Raw genomic sequence first — 23905 nt, 5'->3', positions numbered from 1 at the left:
GGACAACCGTCATGACTGCCCCCCACGCTTCTTCCAATTTCGATCAGGCCGAGCTGGACAAGTTCGCCTCGCTGGCCAACCGCTGGTGGGACGCCGATGGCCCGCAGAAGCCGCTGCACGCACTGAATCCGGTGCGCCTGCAGTACGTTGCCGACCGCGCGCCGCTGCGTGGTGCGCGCGTGCTCGACATCGGTTGTGGTGGCGGGCTGCTGAGTGAAGCGCTGGCCCAGGCCGGTGCCGAGGTGACCGCGATCGACCTGGCGCCGGAGCTGGTCAAGGTCGCGCGCCTGCACGCACTGGAAAGTGGTGTCAGCGTCGACTACCGGGTGCAGGCCGCCGAAGACCTTGCCGCCGAACAGCCGGGCAGCTTCGACGTGGTGACCTGCATGGAAATGCTCGAGCACGTGCCCGATCCGGGCGCGATCATCGAGGCCTGCAAGCGTCTGCTGAAGCCGGGCGGCCATCTGTTCCTGTCCACCATCAACCGCACGGCCGCAGCCTTTGCAGTGGCCATTGTCGGTGCCGAGTACGTGGCGCGGCTGCTGCCCAAGGGCACCCACCACTACCAGGAATTCATCAAGCCGGCCGAGCTGGCGCGCTGGCTGCGCGAAGCCGACCTGCAGCTGGCCGATGTCAGCGGCATGGCCTACGAGCCGTGGCGCAACCGCGCCCGCCTGAGCAGCCGTACCGACATCAATTACCTGGCCCACGCGGTCAAGGCGCCGTGACCGCCGCAGCATTTCCGCGTGCGGTGCTGTTCGACCTGGACGGCACCCTGCTGGACAGCGCACCGGATTTCGTCGCCACGCTTGACGTGATGCTGGCCGAGCGTGGCCGCGCACCGATCGATCCGGCGCAGTTGCGTCCGGTGGTGTCGAAGGGCTCGCGGGCGATGGTGTCGGCCGCGTTTCCAGAACTGGAAGCGGCCGCGCGCGATGCGCTGATTCCGGAATTCCTGCAGCGCTACGAAGCCTCGATCGGCCAGCACGCCGTGTTGTTCGGTGGCGTCGCCGGCATGCTCGATGCGCTGGACGCGGCCGGTACGGTGTGGGGCATCGTCACCAACAAGCCCGAGTACCTGGCGCGGCTGATCGTGCCGCAGTACGGCTGGCAGCAGCGTTGCGCGGTGCTGGTCGGTGGTGACACCCTGGCCGAGCGCAAGCCGCATCCGTTGCCGCTGCTGCACGCCGCGCAGCTGATCGGCATCGCAGCGGAAGACTGCGTGTATGTCGGCGACGATGAGCGCGACATCATCGCCGCGCGTGCCGCCGGCATGCCGTCGGTGGCGGCACTGTGGGGCTACCGCCTGCACAGCGATGACCCGTTGGCCTGGCAGGCCGATGTGCTGGTCGAGAACGCCGAACTCCTGCAACTGGCCAGCCTCTGGCCGACCCGGCCGGCGACCCCGGCCCAGCCGTAAGGAACAACGTAGTGAGCAGTACCGCGCTGGACAGTTTCCTCGACAAGTGGCGCAGCCGCTGGCCGGAATGGTCGGTGGCTGAGCCGTTCGTGGCCGAACCGCAGCGCCCTGTGGCGCTGGCGTGGTTCGCGCTGCTGCAGGAATTCGACGACATGCTCAACACCAGTGGCGACCCGCTGCCGGCCGACGCCAAGCTGGCCTGGTGGGGCGAGGAACTGCGCAGCTGGGCCGCGCAGCGTTCGCGGCATCCGCTGGGACGCGTGCTGGAGCCGGTGCGGGCGCCGTGGGCGCAGCTTGCCGAGGCGCTGCCGGATCTGGTCGAGGCGCGCACTGTCGCGCTGGACGCTGCCGCTGCCGAGCGCGCACTGGGCAACTATGCCGAAGCAGTGGCTGCGGTCGAAGCGGTGGTGTTTGCCGACACGCCGCGCAAGGGCGCCGGCCGTGCAGTGCTGCTGCAGACCCTGGCCCAGCGCCTGCAGGACGCTGGCGTGGCCGGCGTGCCGCGCAGCCTGCTGGACGAGGACGCCGGCAATGCCGCACAGCGTTGGGCGCAGCAGCTGCTGAAAGGGTGGGGCGCCCGTGTGCCCGGTCCGCGCGCGCGCCGCGTGTGGTCGAGCCTGGCGCGTGCCCGCCTGGCGGCGCAGGCCGCCGGCAAGCCGATTGAAGCGACGCCGGTGCGCACGTTGCTGCGCGTGTGGTGGGCCGCGCGCGGCTGATCGATTGGCCGCTGCGCTCACCGGGCATGGCCCGGCGCTACCGCGCATGGTTGATTGCATGCTGTCTGTAGAGCCGAGCCCATGCTCGGCTATTCATGGCCAACTGCAGCCGAGCGTGGGCTCGGCTCTACGGCAGCGGCCCACCACCGCAACGGGCGATGGGCGTTATTTGCGTTCCAACACCAGCAGCGGGTCGATGCGGGTGTCGAACCAGTTCATGCCCCAGTGCAGATGCGGGCCGGTAGCGCGACCGGTGGCGCCGACGGCGGCGATCACCTGGCCCTGTTCGACGCGATCACCGACCTTCACGTCGATGCGCGACAGGTGCAGGAAGTTCGAACTGACGCCGAAGCCATGCTCGAGCAGCAGGGTACCGCCGGTCAGGTACAGATCCGGGCCTGCGAAGGTGACGATACCCGCAGCCGGTGCTTTCACCGGGGTGCCGGTCGGCACCGCGATATCCATGCCGGAGTGACCGGCACCGGGCTGGCCGTTGTACACACGCGCATTGCCGAAGCGACCGCTGATGCGACCCTGCACCGGCCAGATGAAGGTCTGGGTGAAATCGGTGCGGTTGTCGTCGCGTGCGCGCGCCGCGGTGACCTGCGCCTGTTCGCGCTTGATCCGCTCGGCGATGGCCGGCGGCGGATTGACCGTCTTCGGCGGCACACCGTTTACCCGTTCGGTGGGCCAGTCGCGCGGGGTCACGTTGATGGCGGCCGTCTCGCTGCTGCCATCCGGTCGGCGGATCTGCACCTGCAGCGGGCCTTTCTCATCGCGACCGATGCCAAACACCACGCTGCCGTAGCTGCTCACGCGCAGGTCGCGGCCTGCGTAGCGCACGCTGCTGCCTGCGGGAACCTTGCCGATCACCAGCGCGCCCTGCGACGCGCTGGCCGGGAACACCACGCGGCTGTCGATCAGGTCGCCGATGCCGTCCTGCGCCTGTGCCGACGGTGCGGGGAACAGGGGCGCCGCCAGCAGCAGCGCCCCGAACATGAGTGCCGAACGCATCAGCGGTCGTAGGTCATGCGCTGGCCGGCGGGCTGACCCACCAGCTTGCTGCCGTCCCACACCAGCTGGCCGTTGACCCAGGTGGAGGCGATGCGCGATTGGAACGTGGTGCCTTCGAACGGCGACCAGCCGCACTTGGACAGCACGTCCTCGCGCTTGACCGTGAACGGGACGTCTTCCACCAGCACCAGGTCGGCGAAGTAGCCTTCGCGCAGGAAGCCACGCTCTTCCACGTCGAACAACTGGGCGGGAGCATGGGCGAATTTCTGCACCACCTGCTCGCGGGTCAGCTTGCCTTCGTGCACGCGTTCCAGCGCGGCGACCAGCGCGTACTGCACCAGCGGCAGGCCGGACGGCGCCTGCGCATAGGGCTTCTGCTTCTCTTCCCAGGTATGCGGGGCGTGGTCGGTGGCCAGGACATCCAGTACGTCGTCAGCCAACGCGGCGGTGATCGCCTCGCGATCGGCGACGTCCTTGATCGCCGGGTTGCACTTGATCAGGTTGCCCTTGGTGGCGTAGTCCGGGCGGGCGAAGTGCAGGAAGTGCACGCAGGTCTCGGCGGTGATCTGCTTGCGGCTGCCGTCGGCGCGGATCAGCGGGCCCTTCTCGAACAGCGCCAGTTCGTCGGCGGTGGAGATGTGCAGCACGTGCAGGCGGGTGCCGTGCTTGCGCGCCAGCGACATGGCCAGCCGCGTCGACTTGATGCAGGCTTCGCGCGAACGGATGTCCGGGTGCATCTCCGGGGTCAGTGCGTCGCCGTACTTTTCCTGGAAGGCCTTCAGGTTGGCATCGATCATCGGCGTGTCTTCGCAGTGCGTGATGATCGGGGTCGGGCACTCGCGGAAGATCGCATCCAGGGTTTCCGGGTTGTCGACCAGCATGTTGCCGGTGGATGCACCCATGAACACCTTCACGCCCGGCGCCTTCTTCGGGTCGAGCGCGCGGATGGCCTCCAGGTTGTCGTTGCTGGCCCCGTGGTAGAACCCGTAGTTGGCCCAGGCACGGCCGCGCGCCAGCTCGTACTTGGCTTCAAGAATGGTCGAGTCGAGTGTCGGCGGGTTGGTGTTGGGCATGTCCATGAAGCTGGTCAGGCCGCCGGCCACGGCCGCAGCCGACTCGCTGGCGATGTCACCCTTGTGGGTCAGGCCCGGTTCGCGGAAATGCACCTGGTCGTCGATCATCCCGGGCAGCAGCCAGCGCCCGGCCGCATCCACCACCTGTTCGCCATCACGCGGGGTCAACCCCTTGCCGATCTGCGCGATGCGGTCGTTCTCGATGCGCAGGTCGCCTTCGAAGGTGCGGCCTTCATTGACCAGGCGGGCGTTGGTGATGAGCGTGGAGGACATGTCAGTGTTTTCCTGTGCAACGGCAAGAAGGGGCGTTGGGAGATTCGGGCACTGGATCGAAGCCGCCGGGATGGAACGGATGGCAGCGGCCCAGCCGTCGCGCCGCCAGCCAGCTGCCGCGCAGCGGGCCGTGCCGGGAGATGGCGTCCATGGCGTATTCAGAGCAGCTCGGCACGAAACGGCAGCGAGGCCCCAGCAGCGGGCTGATGAAGCGCTTGTAGAAGCGCAGCAGGGCGATGAGCAGGCGCGAGATCACTCAGTCATCTTAAGCCAGTTGGCATGAAGGCCGCATTTGTGCAGGATGGGCCGTTGGTCGCATGTCGTAGATGGCCTGCGACCGCTATCGGCACCCCTCCAGGTGCCGGACAGGTTCCGTACCGCGCAAGGCGGTCCGTGTTCGTCGGACCGCACCTTGGACCCGTTGACTCCTGGACTGAATGGAGCGGGTCCCCAAGGTTGCTGCTGCGGGTCGGGTAGGCTATAAAGGCCCGCTTTCCCGGGCCCCGGGGAATCCAAGGAAGAGCGTTTCGTGGCTGCTAAAAAAACTGCAAAGAAGGCCGTCAAGGCCGCCAAGAAAACCGCCAAGCCTGTTGTGAAGAAGTTGGCGGCCAAGCCCGTTGCCAAGAAGCCGGCCAGCAAGCCGGTGACCAAGGCGGCATCCTCACAACCGGCGGCCAGGAAGGCCACCGCAAAGAAAGCGCCGGCCAAGTCCGGCAAGCCGGCAGTGGCGAAGAAACCCGCTGCGCCGGTCAAGGCCAAACCTGTCGCTGCCAGCAAGAAGGCACCGGCGGTGAAGAAGGTTGCCAGCAAGGCTGCGCCGGTGAAGAAGGCCGCTGCCAAGCCGGCGCCGAAGAAGGCAGCAGCCAAGCCGGCGCCGAAGGCGGTGGTGAAGAAGGTTGCCGCCGCGCCTGCTGCGAAGCCGGCAGCCAAGAAGGTGGCGCCTGCCAAGCCGGCACCTGCCGCCAAGGCTGCCAAGAATGTCGCCGCGCCGGCTGCCAAGCCGACGCCGGCCCCAGTAGTGAAGTCCGCACCGAAGCCAGCTGCGAAGCCGGCCCCGGCCAAGTCTGTCCCGGCCAAGACCGCGGCAGTGGCAGCAGCCAAACCGGCCTCCAAGCCGGCCCCGGCCGCCGCTTCTGCAGCATCGACCGCCCCGCAATCCAAGAATCCCGTGCCCGTTTCGAAATCGCCTGCTAAAACCGCCGTGAAATCCGATTCCGCTCCGAAGACCGTGACCCGCCCCGTGGGCAAGGTCGCTGTGGCCGTCGCCGCCCGTTCGTCGGCACCTGCGCCGCGCAGCAAGTACAAGGTCGTCGAATACAAGACCGACGAGGCCACTGGCCGCCCGATCCTGCCGGCAGGCTACAAGCCGGCCTCGGACGAGGAGTACATGAGCCCGCTGCAGCAGGAATACTTCCGCCAGCGCCTGCAGAACTGGCGCGCCGATCTGGTGGAAGAGTCCAAGCAGACCATCGAGAACCTGCGTGAGGAAGTGCGTGACATCGGCGATGAAGCCGAGCGCGCGACCCGCGAGACCGAGAACTCGCTGGAACTGCGCACCCGTGACCGTTACCGCAAGCTGATCGGCAAGATCGACAGCACCCTCAAGCGCCTGGAAGCGGGCGATTACGGGTACTGCGTGGACACCGGTGAAGAAATCGGCCTGGAGCGCCTCGAAGCGCGCCTGACCGCCGAGCGCACCATCGACGCCCAGGAGCGTTGGGAGCACCTGCAGAAGCAGCAGGGCGACTGATTCCGGTTCGTTGTGATGTCATGCGAAAAGCCCGGCTTCGGCCGGGTTTTTTGTTGCTGCGCGATTGGCTGTGTAGAGCGGCGCCTTGGTTGTTCCGTGAGCGAGCGGGCGGGTCACCCGGGCCAGGACACGCCGTAAACCCATCCCTGGGGGCTCGGTCGCGCCATCCATGGCGCGAACGGTCCTGGCCCGGGTGACCCGCCCGCTCCAGACGGTTCCCGAGTGCGGCCGCTGTAGAGCCGAGCCCACGCTCGGCTCAGGCCGAAGCCGGAGGGCAGGGAAGAGCAGGAGCAAGAGCAAGAGCAAGAGCAAGAGCAGCCAAGCATGGCTTGACTCTACCAGGAGCGGTCATGCGTGCGCTCGCGGCTGTTGGGTCCGCCTTGTAGCGAGCCGAGCACCGCAGGGGAATCAGGGGCGAAGAGGCGCCGCTGTTTGAGCGCAGCGAGTTCGGCGCCGTCCCCTGATTCACCGAGGAGCGCAGGGCACCGGTGCGCAGCGCCGGCTCGCGGATGGCGGCGCGTTTCTTTGGTTACTTTCTTTGCGCGCGCAAAGAAAGTAACACCCCGCCGCGGTCGCGGAAAAGGGCCGCCGGGCATGGCCCGGCGCTACCGGTGCGTGGGCGCACGGAAATGCGCAGCCGAGCATGGGCTCGGCTCTACAGGATCACTGCAGATCGCGCAGATTCAATTTCCGCAGCGTCGGGTTCTTCCACGCGGTGATCCCGGCCACGCTCAGCACCGCGAACCCGCCCAGTACCACTGCTGGCACCAGCCCCAGCACCTTGGCCATCGTGCCGGCATAGAACGCGCCCAGTTCGTTGGACGAGCTGATGAAGATGCCGTTGATCGACGACACCCGGCCGCGCATCTCTTCCGGCGTGGCCAGCTGCAGGATGGTGGAGCGGATCACCACCGACACGCCGTCGAAGGCGCCGTAGAACAGCAGGATCAACGCCGACAGCCAGAAGTGCTGGGACAGGCCGAAGCCGATCACGCACAGGCCGAAGCCGGCCACCGCGAACAGCAGCACGCGACCGGCATTGCGGTGCAGGGGGTGGCGCGCCAGCCACAGGCCCACGCACACCGACCCCAGTGCCGGGGCCGCGCGCAGGATGCCCAGGCCCTCCGGACCGTGATGCAGGATCTCGTGCAGGAACGCCGGCAGCATCGCCACTACGCCGCCCAGCAGTACCGAGAACATGTCCAGCGCCATGGCACCGACCATGATCCGGTTGCCAACCACGAAGCGCGCGCCTTCGGCGATGCTCTTGAAGATCGGGGCGGCCGGGCCGGCATGCACCGGTTCTTCCACTTTCAGCGTGGCCAGGCAACCCATCGCCACCAGTGCGAAGGCCGTGGCCACCGCATAGGACAGGCCCTTGCCACCGACGCCGACCAGCACGCCACCCAGTGCCGGGCCGGCGATCATGCCGGTCTGGAACACCACGGCGCCGAGGCCGGCGCCACGGGCGAAATGTTCACGTGGCAGCACGCGGGCGAACAGGGCGTTGTAGATCGGTGACAGGAAGGCGCGGACCATGCCGGTCAGGGCGATGGCTGCATAGATCGGCCACACGCCTTCAACCGGCAGCCAGCCCTTGGCGACGCTGGTCAGCACCAGCGCGGTGGCGATCAGTCCGGAACAGGCGACCATGCCCAGCTTGCGGCGCGGCAGATGATCCACCAGATAGCCGGCAAACGGCGCCACGCAGAAGAACGGCAGCACCTCGGCCAGGCCGATCAGGCCCAGCGAGAACGGATTGCGGGTGACTTCGTAGATATGCCAACCGACGGTGACCGCGACCACCTGGTAGGACAGCATCGCGAAGATGCGGTACGCCAGCAGCCGGGCGAAACCGGGCCGGGACAGCAGGCCCAGCGCGGTGTCTTCGGCCGTGGCAGGTTCGCTCACGACGGATCGCGCTGCAGCTGGGCCTGCGCGGTCTCACGGATGAAGGCCAGCATCGCCGCCACGCCGTTGCTGCGGGTCGGCGACAGGTGGCGGGACAGGCCGATATCCTGGATATAGCTGGGTTCGGTGGCCAGGATCTCCTGCGCGGTGCGCCCGGAGTACACGCGCAGCGCCAGGAAGATCAGGCCGGAGACGATGGCCGAATCACTGATGGCGTGGAAACGCAGCGACTGCGCATTGCCTTCCGGCACGATCCAGACCATCGACTGGCAACCGAGCAGGCGGTGCTCTTCGGTCTTCCATGCTTCCGGGAAGGCGGGCAGCTTGCGGCCGAGGTCGATCAGGTACTGGTAGCGCTCGGACCAGTCGCCGAAGAAACCGAATTCCTCGGCGATGGCCGTCTGTGCCTCGGCGGCAGTGGGTTCAAGCGGGAATGGGGAGTCGATCACAACAGTCTCTACAGTGGGAGCGTGGCCGGCGGGCCGGCCACGGGGCAGGGCAGGTCAGCCGCGCTTGCGCGACCAGCGAACGCCCTGCGGGGTGTCTTCCAGCACGATGCCCTCGGCGGCCAGCTGGTCGCGGATGGCGTCGGAACGGGCGAAGTCGCGCGCCTGCTTGGCTGCCGCACGTTCGTCGATCAGGCCCTGGATGCGCGCGTCGTCGTCGCTGTCGCCGGCGGCGTTGCCGAACCAGTGCGCCGGATCGGCCTGCAGCAGGCCGAGCGCCAGGCCGGCGCCCAGCAGTTCGCCCTTCAAGCGTGCGCGTTCGGCCGGATCGGTGGCGCGGCGTGCTTCACCGGCGATACGGGCCACTTCGGCCAGCGCCTGCGGGGTGTTGAGATCGTCGTCCAGGGTCGCCTCGACGGTGGCCGGGATCACTGCGCTGGCCTCGACCGATGCCAGCTCGCGCAGGGTGCCGTACAGGCGGTCCAGCGTGCGCACCGATTGCTCGATCAGGCCATCGGACCAGTCCAGCGGCTGCCGGTAGTGGGCCGACAGCAGGGCCAGGCGCAGTGCCTCCGGCGGATGCTGGCGCACCAGGTCATGCACGCGCTCGATGTTGCCCAGCGACTTGCTCATCTTGGCACCGCCGAAGTTGAGCATGCCGTTGTGCAGCCAGAAGCGGGCGAAGATCCTGCCGCCGTGGGCGCATTCGCTCTGCGCCAACTCGTTCTCGTGATGCGGGAACTGCAGGTCGACACCGCCGGCATGGATGTCGATGGTCTCGCCCAGGTGGGCGGCGGCCATTGCCGAGCACTCGATGTGCCAGCCCGGACGGCCGCGGCCCCAGGGCGATTCCCAGCCGGGCAGGTCGTCGCTGGACGGCTTCCACAGCACGAAATCGCCCGGGTCGCGCTTGTACGGGGCCACGTCGACACGGGCACCGGCCAGCATCTCGTCCGGGTCGCGGCGCGAGAGCTTGCCGTAGCCGTCGAAGCTGGCCACCGCGAACAGCACATGGCCTTCGGCGGCGTAGGCATGCCCGCTGCTGACCAGCTGCTCGATCATGGTGATGATCTGCGGAATGTGCGCGGTCACTTCCGGCTCGATGTCCGGCGGTGCCACGCCCAGCGCGGCCATGTCTTCACGGTAGGCGGCGGCGAAGCGGTCGGTGATGGTGCTGATCGGCACGCCCTGCTCGCGCGCGGCGGTGTTGATCTTGTCGTCCACGTCGGTGATGTTGCGGGCGTAGCGCAGGCCACCGAAGCGCCGCCGCAGCAGGTCGGCCAGCACCCCGAACACCACCGGCCCGCGGGCGTTGCCGATGTGCACGTAGTTGTAGACCGTCGGGCCGCACACATACAGGGTCGGACAGGCCGGGTCGAGCGGGGTGAACGGTTCGAGCTGGCGAGTCAGGTTGTTGTGCAGGCGCAGGGTCATGGGTCTGTGACTGGGGGACAAGCCTGTGATTTTAGAACGTGTCGGGCCCCTTTGGGGGGCCGCTGCCACCGGTGGACGTCAGCGGCGGCCCGGGTGGGGTGGGCAGGAACGGCGCGGACGGGTAATGTTCAGCCCCTTGCGGTCACCACTGCCTACACTATTGCCGTGTCCCTGCTCCCTTCGCCAATGAAAACCACCGCGTTGCTGACCCTGGCCTGCCTGTCGGCGCTGCCCGCCGTGGTCCTGGCCCAGGAAGCCGAGCCCCGCAACCGGGTGGTGATCGTGGAGAACGTGAAGTTCGACTACGCCCAGGTGCTCAACGTGGAGCCGGTGTTCCAGACCCTGCGCGCGACCCGCACCGAGGAGCACTGCGAGCCGGTCTCGACCCGCACCCTGGCCCCGGTCAATGTCACCGGCGAGGAGCCGGTCGAGGACAAGGGCCGCATCGGCCGCCTGTGGGATTCGGTGCGCTCGATGTTCAAGCGCAGCGATGAGGAGGTGCTGGAGGAGCTTCCGGCGGAAACCCCCGCGCCGGCGCCGGCCAACACGGGCCCGATGCTGACCCGGGACTGTCGTATCGTCCCCGTCGGGCGCGAGTTCCGCCGTCCCATCGCCTATGACGTGGACTACGTCTACAAGGGCACCAAGTACCGTTCACGGCTGCCGGAAGACCCTGGCAACCGGCTGAAGATCCGGGTTTCGATCACCCCCTGGGTGGGCCCGGAGCAGGCTGCCGCCGGCACCCCCTGATTCTGCGACGCCGGCCTCTTGCGCCGGCCCCGGCCGCATGTAAAGATTGCCGACCAATGAAGCTCACCGACTTCCAGCACGACAGCAGCGCCGCCCGCCAGGCCACTGGCATGACGTCGCGTGCCCGTCGACCGGAACCCCACATTCTCGCTGGGTAATCCGGAGCTTTCTGCTGTTCGTCCGAAAAAAACCCAGCCCGCCGGCTGGGTTTTTTCGTTTCCGCGTTCTGAAAGCTTCATCTGCAACCTTTTCGTACCACCCTGGTTCCCGGTTTTCCCTTCCACCTTCCACCGCGTCGACCACCGGCGCCGCTCATGCAAGGAATGATGATGTCCCCCAAGCACTTCCTGAACACCCAGGACTGGAGCCGCAGCGAACTTGACGCGCTGCTGACCCAGGCTGCGCTGTTCAAGCGCAACAAGCTCGGCGACCAGCTCAAGGGCAAGTCGATCGCGCTGGTGTTCTTCAATCCGTCCATGCGCACCCGCACCAGTTTCGAGCTGGGCGCGTTCCAGCTCGGTGCCCACGCAGTGGTGCTGCAGCCGGGCAAGGATGCATGGCCGATCGAGTTCAACCTCGGCACGGTGATGGACGGCGATACCGAAGAGCACATCGCTGAAGTGGCCAAGGTGCTCGGCCGTTACTGCGACATCATCGCCGTGCGCGCGTTCCCCAAGTTCGTCGACTGGGCCTACGACCGCCAGGACGTCGTGCTCGAGAGTTTCGCCAGATACTCGCCGGTGCCGGTGATCAACATGGAGACCATCACCCATCCGTGCCAGGAACTGGCGCACGTGATGGCCCTGCAGGAGCATTTCGGTACCCAGGACCTGCGCGGCAAGAAGTACGTGCTGACCTGGACCTACCACCCCAAGCCGCTGAACACCGCCGTGGCCAACTCGGCGCTGACCATCGCCACCCGCATGGGCATGGACGTGACGCTGCTGTGCCCGACCGCCGACTACATCCTCGACGAGCGCTACATGGGCTGGGCCGAGCAGAACGTGGCCGAGAGCGGCGGTTCGCTGAAGATCAGCCATGACATCGACAGCGCCTATGCCGGTGCCGACGTGGTGTATGCCAAGAGCTGGGGCGCGCTGCCGTTCTTCGGCAACTGGGAACCGGAGAAGCCGATCCGCGACCAGTTCAAGCACTTCATCGTCGACGAGCGGAAGATGGCGCTGACCAACAACGGTGTGTTCAGCCACTGCCTGCCACTGCGCCGCAACGTGAAGGCGACCGACGGCGTGATGGATTCGCCGCAGTGCATCGCCATCAACGAGGCCGAGAATCGCCTGCATGTGCAGAAGGCGATCATGGCCGCTGTTGCCGGCCGCTGATTCTTTTCGATTCGAACATTTCCGCCGGGCATGGCCCGGCGCTACCAGGACATACCCCCATGAGCAACAAAGACGTCGTTCTCGCCTTCTCCGGCGGCCTTGATACCAGCTTCTGCGTGCCGTACCTGCAGGAGCGCGGCTACAACGTGCATACCGTGTTCGCCGATACCGGCGGCGTGGATGACGAAGAGCGCGATTTCATCGAGAAGCGTGCCGCCGAGCTGGGTGTCACCAGCCACCAGACCGTCGATGGCGGTCCGGCCATCTGGTCCGGCTTCGTCAAGCCGTTCGTGTGGGCCGGCGAGGGCTACCAGGGCCAGTACCCGCTGCTGGTGTCGGACCGTTACCTGATCGTCGATGCCGCGCTCAAGCGCGCCGCCGAACTGGGCACCAACATCATCGCCCACGGCTGCACCGGCATGGGCAACGACCAGGTGCGTTTCGACCTGGCAGTGAAGGCGCTGGGTGACTACCAGATCATCGCGCCGATCCGCGAGATCCAGAAGGAACACACCCAGACCCGCGCCTACGAGCAGAAGTACCTGGAAGAGCGTGGCTTCGGCGTGCGCGCCAAGCAGCAGGCCTACACCATCAACGAGAACCTGCTGGGCCTGACCATGTCCGGCGGCGAGATCGACCGTTGGGAAGCACCGGGCGAGGGCGCCCGTGGCTGGTGCGCACCGCGCAGCGAATGGCCGGAAGCACCGCTGACCGTCACCCTGAAGTTTGTCGAAGGCGAAGCCGTCGAGCTCAACGGCAAGGCCCTGCCGGGCGAGCAGATCCTGGCCCAGCTCAACAAGCTGTTTGCCCCCTACGGCGTCGGCCGTGGCGTGTACACCGGCGACACCGTGATCGGCCTCAAGGGTCGCATCGTGTTCGAGGCGCCGGGCCTGGTCTCGCTGCTGGCCGCGCACCGCGCGCTGGAAGATGCGGTGCTGACCAAGCAGCAGAACCGCTTCAAGCCGGACGTGGCGCGCAAGTGGGTGGAGCTGGTGTACGAAGGCTTCTACCACGACCCGCTGAAGACCGACATCGAAGCCTTCCTGAAGTCCTCGCAGGCCAAGGTCAACGGCGAAGTGGTGCTGGAAACCCGTGGTGGTCGCGTCGACGCCGTTGCCGTGAAGTCGCCGCACCTGCTCAACACCAAGGGCGCCACGTATGCGCAGTCGGCCGACTGGGGCGTGGAGGAGGCCGAAGGCTTCATCAAGCTGTTCGGCATGAGCTCGACGTTGTATGCGCAGGTCAACCGCGGCTGAGCCGCGATCGACCTGCCCGCGCATTCCTCCTTAACCCCGCGCCGTTGGCGCGCCCCCTTCAACAAGAAGGGGGCTCTCCTCCAGACGCGTTCCGGTAGCGCCGGGCCATGCCCGGCGGAAATCCACAGGATTGTTGATTCATGCTTGAACAGACGCTCGATCACCTGCAGGCGCTGGTGTCCTTCGACACCCGCAACCCGCCGCGTGCGATCACCACCGGTGGCATCTTCGACTACCTGCGCGACAACCTGCCCGGGTTCAATGTCGAGGTGATCGACCATGGCGCCGGCGCAGTCAGCCTGTACGCCGTGCGCGGTACGCCGAAGTACCTGTTCAACGTGCATCTGGACACCGTGCCGGACTCGCCGCACTGGAGTGCCGACCCGCACGTGATGCGCCGCCTGGACGACCGCGTGGTCGGCCTCGGCGTGTGTGACATCAAGGGCGCGGCCGCGGCGCTGGTGGCGGCGGCCAATGCCAGCGATGGCGATGCCGCGTTCCTGTTCTCCAGCGATGAAGAAGCCAACGACCCGCGCTGCATCGCGGCGTTCCTGGCCCGGGGCATCAAGTACGAAGCGGTGCTGGTGGCCGAGCCGACCATGAGCGAAGCGGTGCTCGCGCACCGTGGCATCAGCTCGGTGCTGATGCAGTTCGCCGGCCGTGCCGGCCATGCGTCGGGCAAGCAGGATGCCGCCGCCAGCGCGCTGCACCAGGCGATGCGCTGGGGCAACCGCGCGCTGGACCACGTCGAATCGCTGGCTTCGGCACGCTTCGGTGGACTGACCGGCCTGCGCTTCAACATCGGGCGCGTGGAAGGTGGCATCAAGGCCAACATGATCGCGCCGGCGGCGGAAGTGCGCTTTGGCTTCCGGCCGCTGCCGTCGATGGATATCGATGCGCTGCTGGCGACCTTTGCCGGTTTCGCCGAACCGGAAGCGGCGGTGTTCACTGAAACCTTCCGTGGCCCGAGCCTGCCGGCCGGTGACATCGCCGAAGCCGAGAACCGCCGCCTGCTGGCGCGCGACGTGGCCGATGCGCTGGACCTGCCGATCGGCAACGCGGTGGACTTCTGGACCGAGGCGTCGCTGTTCTCGGCCGCTGGCTACACCACGCTGGTGTTCGGCCCGGGCGACATCGCCCAGGCCCATACCGCCGACGAGTTCGTGACGCTGGAGCAGCTGCAGCGCTACGCCGACGCCGTACACCGGATCATCGCCGCCGGCGCCTGATCGACCTACAACGCCGCTGCGCTTCTGCGCGGCGGAACTGCAACGCGGCGACCGCCGCCTGTGACGAAACCGAAATGTCTCCTGCCCTCCAGCCCCACCGCCAGACCCGCCAGACCATCGTGCGCCTGCTCTCGAGCATGGCCAGCGCGAAGGAGATCAGCCAGTACCTCAAGCGCTTCTCGCAGCTGGACGCCAAGCGCTTCGCCGTGGTCAAGGTCGGCGGCGCGGTGCTGCGCGACGATCTCGACGCGCTGACCTCCTCGCTGTCGTTCCTGCAGGAGGTCGGCCTGACCCCGATCGTGCTGCATGGCGCCGGCCCGCAGCTGGATGCGGAACTGGCGGCCGCCGGCATTGAAAAGCAGACGGTCAACGGCCTGCGGGTGACCTCGCCGGAAGCGCTGGCGATCGTGCGCCGGGTGTTCCAGCAATCCAACCTGCGCCTGGTCGAAGCCCTGCAGCAGAACGGCGCGCGCGCCACGTCGATCACTGGTGGCGTGTTCGAGGCGGAGTACCTGGGCCTGGATACCTACGGCCTGGTCGGCGAGGTGAAGAAGGTCAACCTGGCACCGATCGAAGCCAGCCTGCGTGCCGGCTCGATCCCGGTCATCACCAGTCTTGGTGAGACCGCCGGCGGGCAGATCCTCAACGTCAATGCCGACTTCGCCGCCAACGAACTGGTGCAGGAACTGCAGCCGTACAAGATCATCTTCCTGACCGGCACCGGCGGCCTGCTGGACGAAGCGGGCAACGTGATCGATTCGATCAACCTGTCCACCGAGTACGACCACCTGATCGCACAACCGTGGATCCACGGTGGCATGAAGGTGAAGATCGAACAGATCAAGTCGCTGCTGGATCGCCTGCCGCTGGAATCGTCGGTGTCGATCACCCGGCCCGCCGACCTGGCCAAGGAACTGTTCACCCACAAGGGCTCGGGCACGCTGGTGCGCAAGGGCGAGAAGGTGCTGCGTGCAACCGCCTGGAGCGAGCTGGACCTGCCGCGCCTGAAGGGCCTGATCGAATCCAGTTTCGGTCGTACCCTGGTGGCGGACTATTTCCAGAAGACCACGCTGCTGCGCGCCTATGTCAGCGAGAACTACCGCACGGCGGTGATCCTCACCGATGAGGCCGAGGGCGTGTACCTGGACAAGTTCGCCGTGCTCGACGACGCGCAGGGCGAAGGCCTTGGCCGCGCCGTCTGGAACGTGATGCGCGAGGAAACCCCGCAGCTGTTCTGGCGTTCGCGCAACGGCAATCCGATCAACCATTTCTACTACGCCGAATCCGATGGCTGCTACAAGCAGGGCCATTGGAAGGTGTTCTGGTACGGTGCCGATGGCATCGACCGGATCAGGACCTATGTCGACCACTGCGCCGTGCGCGCACCGAGCCTGGAGGGCTGAGCGCGATGAACCACGCCGACTGGACCCGGGTACCCACGCTGACCGGCACGCATGCGCGGCTGGAACCGCTGCAGATGAGCCATATCGATGGCCTGCGCGGTGCGTTGGGTGACGGCGCGTTGTCGAAGCTCTGGTACACCCAGGTGCCCGATGCGAAGACCATGACCGGCTACGTGCAGGCCGCGCTGCAGGCGCAGGCCGAAGGCAAGGTGCTGCCGTTCGTGGTGTTCGATGCCAATGACCAGATCGTCGGCACCACCCGCTACTACGACCTGCAGGCAGACGTGCCGCGGCTCAGCATCGGTTACACCTGGTACGGCGAGTCGGTGCAGCGCACCGGGGTCAACACCGAAACCAAGCTGATGCTGCTCGGCCATGCCTTCGAGCGCTTGCAATGCCTGAGCGTGGTGTTTGAAACCAGCTGGTTCAACTTCACCTCGCGCACCGCGATCGCACGCCTGGGCGCCAAGCAGGATGGCGTGCTGCGCAATCACCGTCGTCATCCCGACGGCACGCCACGCGACACCGTCATCTTCTCCATCATCGACGCGGAATGGCAGGGCGTGAAACGCCACCTGCAGCACCGCCTCGACTCGCACGCATGAGCACGTACGCATGAGCACTTCCTCCTCGTTCACCGTCGGCATCGTCGGCGCCCGCGGCCATACCGGCGCCGAGCTGATCCGGCTGGTGGCCGCACATCCGAACCTGCAACTGGGCTTCGTGTCGTCGCGCGAACTGGCCGGGCAGCGCGTGTCCGACCACTACCCGCAGTGGCAGGGTGAACTGCAGTTCGAGAATCTCGACGCCGATGCCGTGGCCGCCAAGGGCGTGGATGCGGTGATCCTGGCTCTGCCCAACGGTCTGGCCGCTCCGTTCGTGGCGGCGCTGGAAACGGCGAAGCCGGACACGGTGATCGTCGACCTGTCGGCCGACTACCGTTTCGACACTACCTGGTACTACGGCTTGCCCGAGCTTACCCGCAGCCGTTACCGCGGGCAGAAGCACATCAGCAATCCCGGCTGCTACGCCACCGCAATGCAGCTGGCGATCCATCCGCTGCGGGAACTGCTGGCCGGCCCGCCACAGTGCTTCGGCGTGTCTGGCTACTCCGGTGCCGGCACCTCGCCGTCGGACAAGAACAATGTCGAGCTGCTGGCCGACAACCTGATGCCGTACGCGCTGACCAACCACGTGCACGAGCGTGAGGTGTCCGTGCAGCTGGGCGTAGCGGTTGAGTTCATGCCGCACGTCGCGCCGCATTTCCGTGGAATCACCCTCACCGCCAACCTGTGGTTGAACCGCGTGCAGACCCGCGAGCAGATCGTCGAGCGCTTCCAGCAGGCCTATGCCGGTGAAGCACTCATCGAGGTCGTGGACGAGGCGCCGTGGGTGAGCCGCATCGCGGGCCGCCATGGCGCCCAGGTCGGCGGCTTCACGCTGGCCCCGGGCGGCAAGCGGGTGGTGGTGGTGGCGACCCTGGACAACCTGCTCAAGGGCGCGGCCACCCAGGCCATGCAGAACCTCAATCTCGCGCTGGGCATCGACGAACTGACGTCGATCCCGCACTGAAACCGCACAGGAGCCCCCATGGCAGACCTTCTTTGGCAGAAGCCCGGCGTCGCTGTCGATGCCCAGATCCAGACCTTCCTCGCCGGCGACGACGTGATCCTCGACCGCGAATTCTTCCTGCATGACATCGCCGCCAGCGCCGCGCACGCGCAGGGCCTGCAGCACATCGGCATCCTCAGCGCCGATGAACTCGCTGGCCTGCTGCGCGAACTGGAGGTGCTGGCGCAGGACTTCCGCGAAGGCCGCTTCGTGCTGGATACGCAGTATGAAGATGGCCATTCCGCCATCGAGGCACGGTTGACCGAGCGCCTGGGTGATGCAGGCCGCAAGATCCACACCGGCCGCAGCCGCAACGACCAGATCCTGGTCGCCACCCGGTTGTGGTTGAAGGAGAAGCTGCAGCGCGTCGCGCAGGTCAGTGCCGAAGTGGCCAAGGTGGCGCTCGACCGTGCGCAGGCCGAGCAGCATCTGCCGATTCCCGGTTACACCCACATCCAGCGTGCCGTGGTGTCCTCGGCAGGCATGTGGTGGGCTGGGTGGGCCGAGGCCTTCATCGACAACGCTGTGCGTGCCCGCGATACCCATGCACTGGTTGATGCCAATCCGCTCGGCACCGCCGCCGGTTACGGCGTGAACCTGCCGCTGGACCGCGAGCACACCACCCGCGCGCTTGGCTTTGCGCGCATGCAGATCTCGCCGATCTACGCGCAGCTGTCGCGTGGCAAGTTCGAACTGGCCGCACTGGAAGCGCTGGGTGGCGCGACCCTGGACCTGCGCCGCATCGCCTGGGACCTGTCGCTGTTCACCAGCGCCGAATTCGGTTTCGTGGCGCTGCCGGCGCAGTACACCACCGGCAGTTCGATCATGCCCAACAAGCGCAATCCGGACGTGATCGAGCTGATGCGGGCGACCCATGCCAGCGTCGCCGCTGCACGTACCGAGATCGAGCAGCTGCTGTCGCTGCCGTCGGGTTACCACCGCGATCTGCAGTCGTCCAAGGGCGCGATATTCCACGGCTTCGGCCGTGGCCTGGCCGCGCTGGAGCTGCTGCCGGCGCTGCTGGCCAACCTGGAATGGCGCGATGACAAGCTGCGTGCGGCGATCGATTCGGGCATGTACGCCACCGACGTAGCGGTGGAAGCCGCGGTCGCCGGCGTGCCGTTCCGCGAGGCCTACAAGGCCGCTGCTGCCGGCGCCGACAGCGCAGGGCAGGGGCGTACGCCGGAAGGCAGCCTGGCGGCGCGGGTATCGCCGGGTTCGGCGTCGGACCTGCGCCTGGATGAACTGCGCGCGCGCTGGCAGGCGCTGTCCTGATGGCCGGCACCGTTTACCTGGTGCTGGCGATGCGCCAACCGGGCTTCACCGACGCCGTGGTGCAACCGCACCGCGACTTCCTCGATGCTTTGCAGGCCGAAGGCAAGCTGCAGCTGACCGGCGGCTTTGCCGATGGCAGTGGCGGTGCCTATGTGCTGTGCAACGTCGACAGCCTGGCGCAGGCACAGGCCATCGTCGCCACCGATCCGCTGGTGACGATGCAGGCATCGGCGCTGAGCGTCCACGAATGGAATACCCGCTGAGGCGCTCCTGATGACTGTCCACGCCGCCACCGTTGCATCGCCGTTCCCCGAACAAGCGCTGCCGTCGTGGCGGCGTGCCGTGCTCAAGGTCGGCAGCAGCCTGCTCGCGGCCGATGGCGGTGGCCTGTCGCCGCGTCATGCGCTGGGCCTGGCCCAGTTCGTCTCGGCCAACGTGCTGGCTGGGCGCGAAGTGGTGATCGTCTCCTCCGGCGCGGTCGCTGCCGGCCGCGCGATCCTGCCCAGGGCCGATGAACCCGGTGCAGCGATGGCTGCGCGACAGGCGTTGGCGGCGCTTGGCCAGGCGCAGCTGATCGGTCTGTGGCAGCGCTTCTTCGAGAGGCCGGTGGCGCAGGTGCTGCTGACCCATGACGATCTGCGCAACCGCCGTCGCTATCTCAACGCGCGGGCAACCCTCAACGAGTTGTTGCGGCTGGGTGCGCTGCCGGTGGTCAACGAGAACGACACCGTGTCGGTGGACGAGCTCAAGCTCGGCGACAACGACAACCTGGCCGCGACCGTGGCGGCGCTGGTCGATGCCGATGCACTCTTCATCGCCACCGACATCGATGGTCTGTACAGTGCCGACCCGCGCACGCATGCCGATGCACGGCCGTTGCACGAGGTGCCGGAGTTGAATGATGCCGTGCTGGCGATGGCTGGCGGTGCCGGTTCAGTCGCCGGTACCGGCGGCATGCGCACCAAGCTGGAGGCCGCGGCCAAGGCCGGCCGTGTCGGCATCGAAACCTATCTGTTCAACGGTCGCAGCGGCGAGGTGGTGCGCGCGCTGGCGCAGGATCGCCTGTTCGGTACCCGCATCCACGCGGCGCGCAGCCGCGAGGCCGCCCGCAAGCACTGGCTGCGGCACGCGCCGCTGGCCGAAGGCGCGATCCTGATCGACGCCGGTGCAGCGCAGGCGATGCGCGAGAAGGGCGCCTCACTGCTGCCCGGTGGCATCACCGGTGCCGACGGCGCGTTCCGCCGTGGTGACATGGTGCAGGTGTGCTGGAACACCGACGCCGGCCGGGTCTGCGTGGCCCGCGGTGTCAGCCAGTACGCCGCCGATGATGTGCGCCGCATTGCCGGCCGCCACACGCGCGACATCCAGACCGTGCTCGGCTACAACTACGGCGGTACCGTCGTCCATCGCGACGATCTGGTGCTGCCATGAACCCATTGCAGGATGCCCCGATGAGTGAGATCGATTCGCAGGCCCGCGCCTGCCGTGACGCAGCCCAGGTGGTCGCTGGCCTCGACAGCGGTGCGCGCAGGGCGCTGCTGCAGGCGATGGCGCAGTCACTGGAGGTCAATGCCGGGCAGATTCTTGCAGGCAACGCGCGCGACCTCGCTGCCGCCCGCGACAAGGGCGTGGGCAGTGCGATGCTCGACCGCCTGGCGCTGGACCCTGCGCGCCTGCTGGCAATGGCCAACGCCGTGCGTGAGGTGGCGAGCCTGCCGGACCCGGTCGGGCAGGTGACCCGCGACGACGTGCGACCGAACGGCATCCGCGTACAGAAGGTGCGCGTGCCGCTGGGGGTGATCGCGATGATCTACGAAGCGCGCCCGAACGTGACCGCCGAAGCCGCCGCACTGTGCCTGAAAGCGGGCAACGGCGTGATTCTGCGTGGAGGCTCGGAGGCGATCCATTCCAACACTGCCATCGCCCAGGCGTTGGCCGCAGCATTGAAGGCCAACGGCGTGCCCCCTGCTGCCGTGACGGTGCTGACCGACCTGCGCCGCGAAGCCATGCTGGAACTGCTGCAGCTGCATGAACTGATCGACCTGGCGATCCCGCGCGGTGGCGAGGGCCTGATCCGCTTCGTTGCAGAACACGCGCGGGTACCGGTGATCAAGCACTACAAGGGTGTGTGCCATCTGTTCGTCGATGCCAGCGCCGACCCTGTCAAGGCGCTCGATCTGCTGGTGGATGGCAAGTGCAGTCGCCCTTCCGCGTGCAATTCACTGGAAACCCTGCTGGTGCACCAGGACATTGCTGCGGACTTCCTGCCGCGTGCTGCGCAGGCGCTGGCCGACCGCGGCGTGCAGCTGCGTGCCGACACGCGCGCGCAGCCGTTGCTGCCGGGAAGCATCGTGGCCAGCGAGGACGACTATGCCGCCGAGTTCCTTGATCTGGTACTGGCGGTCCGCGTGGTCGATGATCTTGACGCAGCGATCGCGCACATCCGCACCTACACCTCCGACCACACCGAAGTGATCGCCACCGAAGACGCGGCCAGTGCCGAACGTTTCGTCAACGCGTTGCGCTCGGCGGTGGTGATGGTCAACGCGTCGTCGCGCTTTTCCGATGGCGGCCAGCTTGGTCTCGGCAGCGAAATCGGCATCTCCACCACGCGCCTGCATGCCTATGGCCCGATGGGACTGGAAGCACTCACGGTCGAACGTTTCGTGGTACGCGGCGAAGGCCAGGTCCGAAGGTAGGTTCACGGCCGGGCTGCGCCCGGCACCTGCAGAAGCAACGGCAACAGCCGAAGCAACTGCAACGGCCGAAGCAACGGCAACAGCTGGGTTCCTGTGGGATGGCGGGGTGGGTCCGGTTGCGGGGGACGCCGCAAGTACGTCCCTGTAGGCTTGGGCGCGCCATCCATGGCGCTTACACCCCCGCAACCGGACCCACCCCGCCTTCGACAGATTTCCGCGAGCTGTCGGAACGGCATTCTGTGCTGCTGTTGGTAGGTGTCGACCTTGGTCGACACCTGGATCCACGCCATGCGTGGATGCTCTTCATTCCGAATTCGAAATATTCGATTCCGATGGAGATTCACCCACGCATGACGTGGATCTACCAGACTGCGGAAATCTGTCAGAGGTGGGGTGGTGTCGGATTGCGGGGTGTCCGCGGCATGGATGCCGCGGCCAAGCCTACAAGGACGTACTTGCGGCGTCCCCGCAATCCGACACCGCCCCGCCATCCCACGGAATGCCAGCTGTTGCTGTTGCTTCGGCCGTTGCCTCTGCAGGTGCCGGGCGCAGCCCGGCCGAACCCCGTCACCGCAACAGCTGCGTGGTCATGCCCAGCGGCCGCGCATGCTCATCCATGTGCAGGGTGATGGCCTTCGCATTGAACATCTGTTCGGCAAGCTGGTCGCTGGCGCCAAGCGAATGGGCGATCTCCGAGCGGCTGGCGTCCACCCGCGGGTGGCGACGCTCCTTGCCGGCGAAGCGGTAGCGGTTGTACTCGGCCCAGGCGATCAGCAGCAACGCACAGCCGGCCAGGATCACCGGCAGGGCGATGATCACGAACGGGTCGAGATGCTGCTTGCGCTCGTACAGTTGCAACCACGCCAGGTGTCCACCCAGCAGCCAGGACACCAGGGTGACCAGTGGCGCCCACAGATAGAAGTAGAACCCCCAGAACGCCAGGGTCACAAACCCCCAGGCGGTGCGCTGCAGGCGGGGCTGCTTGCGCGGTTTCTGGATCAGGCGCGAGTCGAAGCGGTTGGACGGCCGGCTGGCCGCCGTCTGGCGATGTGCGTTCATCGGATACCTCTGTCTGGGCTGACCCAGGTGGCACGCTTGCCACGCCGCCTGAGCAGCGTCTTCGGCAGTGCCACCAGCGTGGTGAACAGGCTGATCAACCAGTACGCCATCGGGTACCAGATGACCCAGAAATAGTTGCGGCCGATATGCGTTTCGTAACGCCTGTCGATGATCAGGCTGCTGGCGAACTGCAGCAGGCAGACCAACGCCAGGATCACGCCATGCCATTGCGGCAGCAACGTGTCGATGTACAACTGCGGCGGCACCGGGATGAACTTGCCCAGTGCCCACAGCAGGATGATCGCGAGCATGGTGTAGGCCCACAGCACGCTGAGGATGTATTCCAGCAGCACGCCCCACATGCGCCGCTTGCGCCAGCTGAACAACGAGGAGCCGTGGCGCAGCAGCACTTCCACACCGCCCTGCGCCCAGCGCAGGCGCTGCCGCCACAGTCCCTTCAGGGTTTCCGGCATCAGGATGAAGCACAGTGCGTTGGGCTCGTAACGGATGTCCCAATGATCCAGCTGCAGGCGCCAGCTGATGTCGATGTCCTCGGTGACCATGTCATCGGCCCAGTAGCCGATGCGGTGCAGTGCCGTGCGACGGAACGCGGCGATGACCCCGGACACGGTGAAGATGCGGCCGTAGACACGTTGGGCGCGCTTGATCATGCCGATGATCGAGGAGAACTCCGCCACCTGCAGGCGGCCGAGCAGGGTGGAGCGGTTGCGGATGCGTGGATTGCCGGTCACCGCACCCACGCGTGGGCCGCTGGTCAGGTGCCAGACCATCCAGTGCATGGCGAATTCTTCCAGCATGGCATCGCCGTCGATGCACACCAGGTATTCCGATCGCGCAGCCAGGGCGCCCATGCGCAGCGCGTTGGCCTTGCCCAGGTTGCGGTCCAGATGGACCACGCGCAGGCGTGGGTGCAGGGCCGCCAGCGCATCCAGGCGGGTACCGGTGTCGTCGCTGCTGCCATCGTTGATGGCGATCACTTCGAAGTCCGGATAGCGCTGGGCCAATGCCGCGCCGAGGGTGTCGTCCAGGTTGGCCGATTCGTTGTGGCAGGGAATCAACAGGCTGGCGAACGGATACTCCGCCATGGGCGGTGGATCGTTGCGCGGCCGCGACTTCCGCTCACGGCGGAAGAAGTAGTACAGGCCACCCGACATCCAGAAGAACGCCATCACCATGGGGTAGAAGAAGGCGAACTGGAACATGGCGTTGAGCCACGGGTTCATGT

General features: G+C 66.9%; 23 protein-coding genes. 15 read left to right on the top strand and 8 right to left on the bottom strand.

The genetic code is table 11. The annotated features are described in order from the left end of the window. Positions 1 to 11: 11 nt before the first annotated feature. From ubiG to AC13GI_RS06105, 3 genes are read left to right on the top strand one after another with little or no spacing between them, the layout of a single operon-like run. Positions 12 to 728: a bifunctional 2-polyprenyl-6-hydroxyphenol methylase/3-demethylubiquinol 3-O-methyltransferase UbiG gene (gene ubiG, locus AC13GI_RS06115; protein ID WP_482995798.1), complete on the top strand. Its 717-nt coding sequence runs from the start codon at positions 12 to 14 to the stop codon at positions 726 to 728. Further along, positions 725 to 1420, top strand: coding sequence for a phosphoglycolate phosphatase (locus AC13GI_RS06110; RefSeq protein ID WP_482995797.1), 696 nt, complete (start codon positions 725 to 727; stop codon positions 1418 to 1420). The genes ubiG and AC13GI_RS06110 overlap by 4 nt, the downstream gene beginning before the upstream one ends. A gap of 11 nt (positions 1421 to 1431) precedes the next feature. Beyond that, positions 1432 to 2136, top strand: a complete 705-nt coding sequence (locus AC13GI_RS06105; protein WP_482995796.1) for a phytoene/squalene synthase family protein — start codon at positions 1432 to 1434, stop codon at positions 2134 to 2136. Positions 2137 to 2301: 165 nt separating this feature from the next. Here AC13GI_RS06105 and AC13GI_RS06100 read toward each other — a convergent pair whose 3' ends face one another. Genes AC13GI_RS06100 through yidD form a run of 3 tightly spaced genes read right to left on the bottom strand, consistent with a single transcriptional unit; the run spans position 2302 to position 4752 of the window. Next, complete coding sequence (locus AC13GI_RS06100; protein ID WP_482995795.1) at positions 2302 to 3150, bottom strand: M23 family metallopeptidase; 849 nt, start codon at positions 3148 to 3150, stop codon at positions 2302 to 2304. After that, positions 3150 to 4496, bottom strand: coding sequence for a dihydroorotase (locus AC13GI_RS06095; protein WP_099821209.1), 1347 nt, complete (start codon positions 4494 to 4496; stop codon positions 3150 to 3152). The genes AC13GI_RS06100 and AC13GI_RS06095 overlap by 1 nt, the downstream gene beginning before the upstream one ends. Before the next feature lies 1 nt (position 4497). Then, entirely contained in the window at positions 4498 to 4752 is a 255-nt protein-coding gene (yidD, locus tag AC13GI_RS06090; protein WP_014037867.1) for a membrane protein insertion efficiency factor YidD, read from the bottom strand. Between the two features lie 273 nt (positions 4753 to 5025). Here yidD and dksA point away from each other — a divergent pair, with 273 nt between their 5' ends. Then, positions 5026 to 6246 carry an RNA polymerase-binding protein DksA gene (dksA, locus tag AC13GI_RS06085; RefSeq protein ID WP_380651269.1) on the top strand — a complete coding sequence of 407 codons (1221 nt, stop codon included), beginning with the start codon at positions 5026 to 5028 and terminating at the stop codon, positions 6244 to 6246. Positions 6247 to 6909: 663 nt separating this feature from the next. On the opposite strand, the gene AC13GI_RS06080 is transcribed toward dksA, so the two are convergent. Genes AC13GI_RS06080 through cysS form a run of 3 tightly spaced genes read right to left on the bottom strand, consistent with a single transcriptional unit; the run spans position 6910 to position 10037 of the window. Next, positions 6910 to 8157, bottom strand: coding sequence for an MFS transporter (locus AC13GI_RS06080; protein ID WP_265952588.1), 1248 nt, complete (start codon positions 8155 to 8157; stop codon positions 6910 to 6912). Continuing rightward, entirely contained in the window at positions 8154 to 8606 is a 453-nt protein-coding gene (locus tag AC13GI_RS06075) for a SufE family protein (RefSeq protein ID WP_099821206.1), read from the bottom strand. The genes AC13GI_RS06080 and AC13GI_RS06075 overlap by 4 nt, the downstream gene beginning before the upstream one ends. 54 nt (positions 8607 to 8660) lie before the next feature. Then, positions 8661 to 10037 (bottom strand): cysteine--tRNA ligase, encoded by a 1377-nt coding sequence (gene cysS, locus AC13GI_RS06070; protein ID WP_482995794.1) that lies wholly within the window; start codon positions 10035 to 10037, stop codon positions 8661 to 8663. A 186-nt stretch (positions 10038 to 10223) separates the two neighbouring features. Between cysS and AC13GI_RS06065 the strand changes: the two genes are divergently transcribed. From AC13GI_RS06065 to AC13GI_RS06015, 11 genes are all read left to right on the top strand, one after another. Then, complete coding sequence (locus tag AC13GI_RS06065; RefSeq protein WP_099821204.1) at positions 10224 to 10787, top strand: glycine zipper 2TM domain-containing protein; 564 nt, start codon at positions 10224 to 10226, stop codon at positions 10785 to 10787. Between the two features lie 329 nt (positions 10788 to 11116). Beyond that, the gene (locus tag AC13GI_RS06060; RefSeq protein WP_025876421.1) at positions 11117 to 12127 is read left to right on the top strand and encodes an N-acetylornithine carbamoyltransferase; all 1011 of its coding nucleotides are present in this window, start codon (positions 11117 to 11119) and stop codon (positions 12125 to 12127) included. Between the two features lie 59 nt (positions 12128 to 12186). Next, positions 12187 to 13383 (top strand): argininosuccinate synthase, encoded by a 1197-nt coding sequence (locus AC13GI_RS06055; protein ID WP_089236225.1) that lies wholly within the window; start codon positions 12187 to 12189, stop codon positions 13381 to 13383. A 140-nt stretch (positions 13384 to 13523) separates the two neighbouring features. Beyond that, positions 13524 to 14612, top strand: coding sequence for an acetylornithine deacetylase (locus AC13GI_RS06050; protein WP_099821202.1), 1089 nt, complete (start codon positions 13524 to 13526; stop codon positions 14610 to 14612). A gap of 74 nt (positions 14613 to 14686) precedes the next feature. Beyond that, a complete protein-coding gene (locus AC13GI_RS06045) occupies positions 14687 to 16015 on the top strand; it encodes an acetylglutamate kinase (protein WP_180166388.1) in 1329 nt (442 codons plus the stop codon). A gap of 5 nt (positions 16016 to 16020) precedes the next feature. Next, positions 16021 to 16620, top strand: coding sequence for a GNAT family N-acetyltransferase (locus AC13GI_RS06040; RefSeq protein ID WP_482995793.1), 600 nt, complete (start codon positions 16021 to 16023; stop codon positions 16618 to 16620). Positions 16621 to 16630: 10 nt separating this feature from the next. Next, positions 16631 to 17587: an N-acetyl-gamma-glutamyl-phosphate reductase gene (argC, locus tag AC13GI_RS06035; protein WP_099821199.1), complete on the top strand. Its 957-nt coding sequence runs from the start codon at positions 16631 to 16633 to the stop codon at positions 17585 to 17587. An 18-nt stretch (positions 17588 to 17605) separates the two neighbouring features. Next, entirely contained in the window at positions 17606 to 18901 is a 1296-nt protein-coding gene (argH, locus tag AC13GI_RS06030; protein WP_099821198.1) for an argininosuccinate lyase, read from the top strand. Continuing rightward, a complete protein-coding gene (locus tag AC13GI_RS06025; RefSeq protein WP_089236219.1) occupies positions 18901 to 19164 on the top strand; it encodes a YciI family protein in 264 nt (87 codons plus the stop codon). Before argH ends, AC13GI_RS06025 begins: the two co-directional genes overlap by 1 nt. A 10-nt stretch (positions 19165 to 19174) precedes the next feature. Further along, positions 19175 to 20332 carry a glutamate 5-kinase gene (gene proB / locus AC13GI_RS06020; RefSeq protein WP_482995792.1) on the top strand — a complete coding sequence of 386 codons (1158 nt, stop codon included), beginning with the start codon at positions 19175 to 19177 and terminating at the stop codon, positions 20330 to 20332. Next, complete coding sequence (locus AC13GI_RS06015) at positions 20329 to 21600, top strand: glutamate-5-semialdehyde dehydrogenase (protein WP_482995791.1); 1272 nt, start codon at positions 20329 to 20331, stop codon at positions 21598 to 21600. Before proB ends, AC13GI_RS06015 begins: the two co-directional genes overlap by 4 nt. A 567-nt stretch (positions 21601 to 22167) precedes the next feature. Here AC13GI_RS06015 and pgaD read toward each other — a convergent pair. Next, positions 22168 to 22659 (bottom strand): poly-beta-1,6-N-acetyl-D-glucosamine biosynthesis protein PgaD, encoded by a 492-nt coding sequence (pgaD, locus tag AC13GI_RS06010; RefSeq protein ID WP_099821193.1) that lies wholly within the window; start codon positions 22657 to 22659, stop codon positions 22168 to 22170. Then, positions 22656 to 23903, bottom strand: a complete 1248-nt coding sequence (gene pgaC, locus AC13GI_RS06005) for a poly-beta-1,6-N-acetyl-D-glucosamine synthase (RefSeq protein ID WP_482995790.1) — start codon at positions 23901 to 23903, stop codon at positions 22656 to 22658. The genes pgaD and pgaC overlap by 4 nt, the downstream gene beginning before the upstream one ends. Between the last annotated feature and the right edge of the window lie 2 nt (positions 23904 to 23905).

The organism is Stenotrophomonas sp. 82F1, from assembly GCF_056861525.1.
The sequence above is the reverse complement of the archived record's forward strand: the minus strand, read 5'-3'. Positions and strand labels throughout refer to the sequence as shown.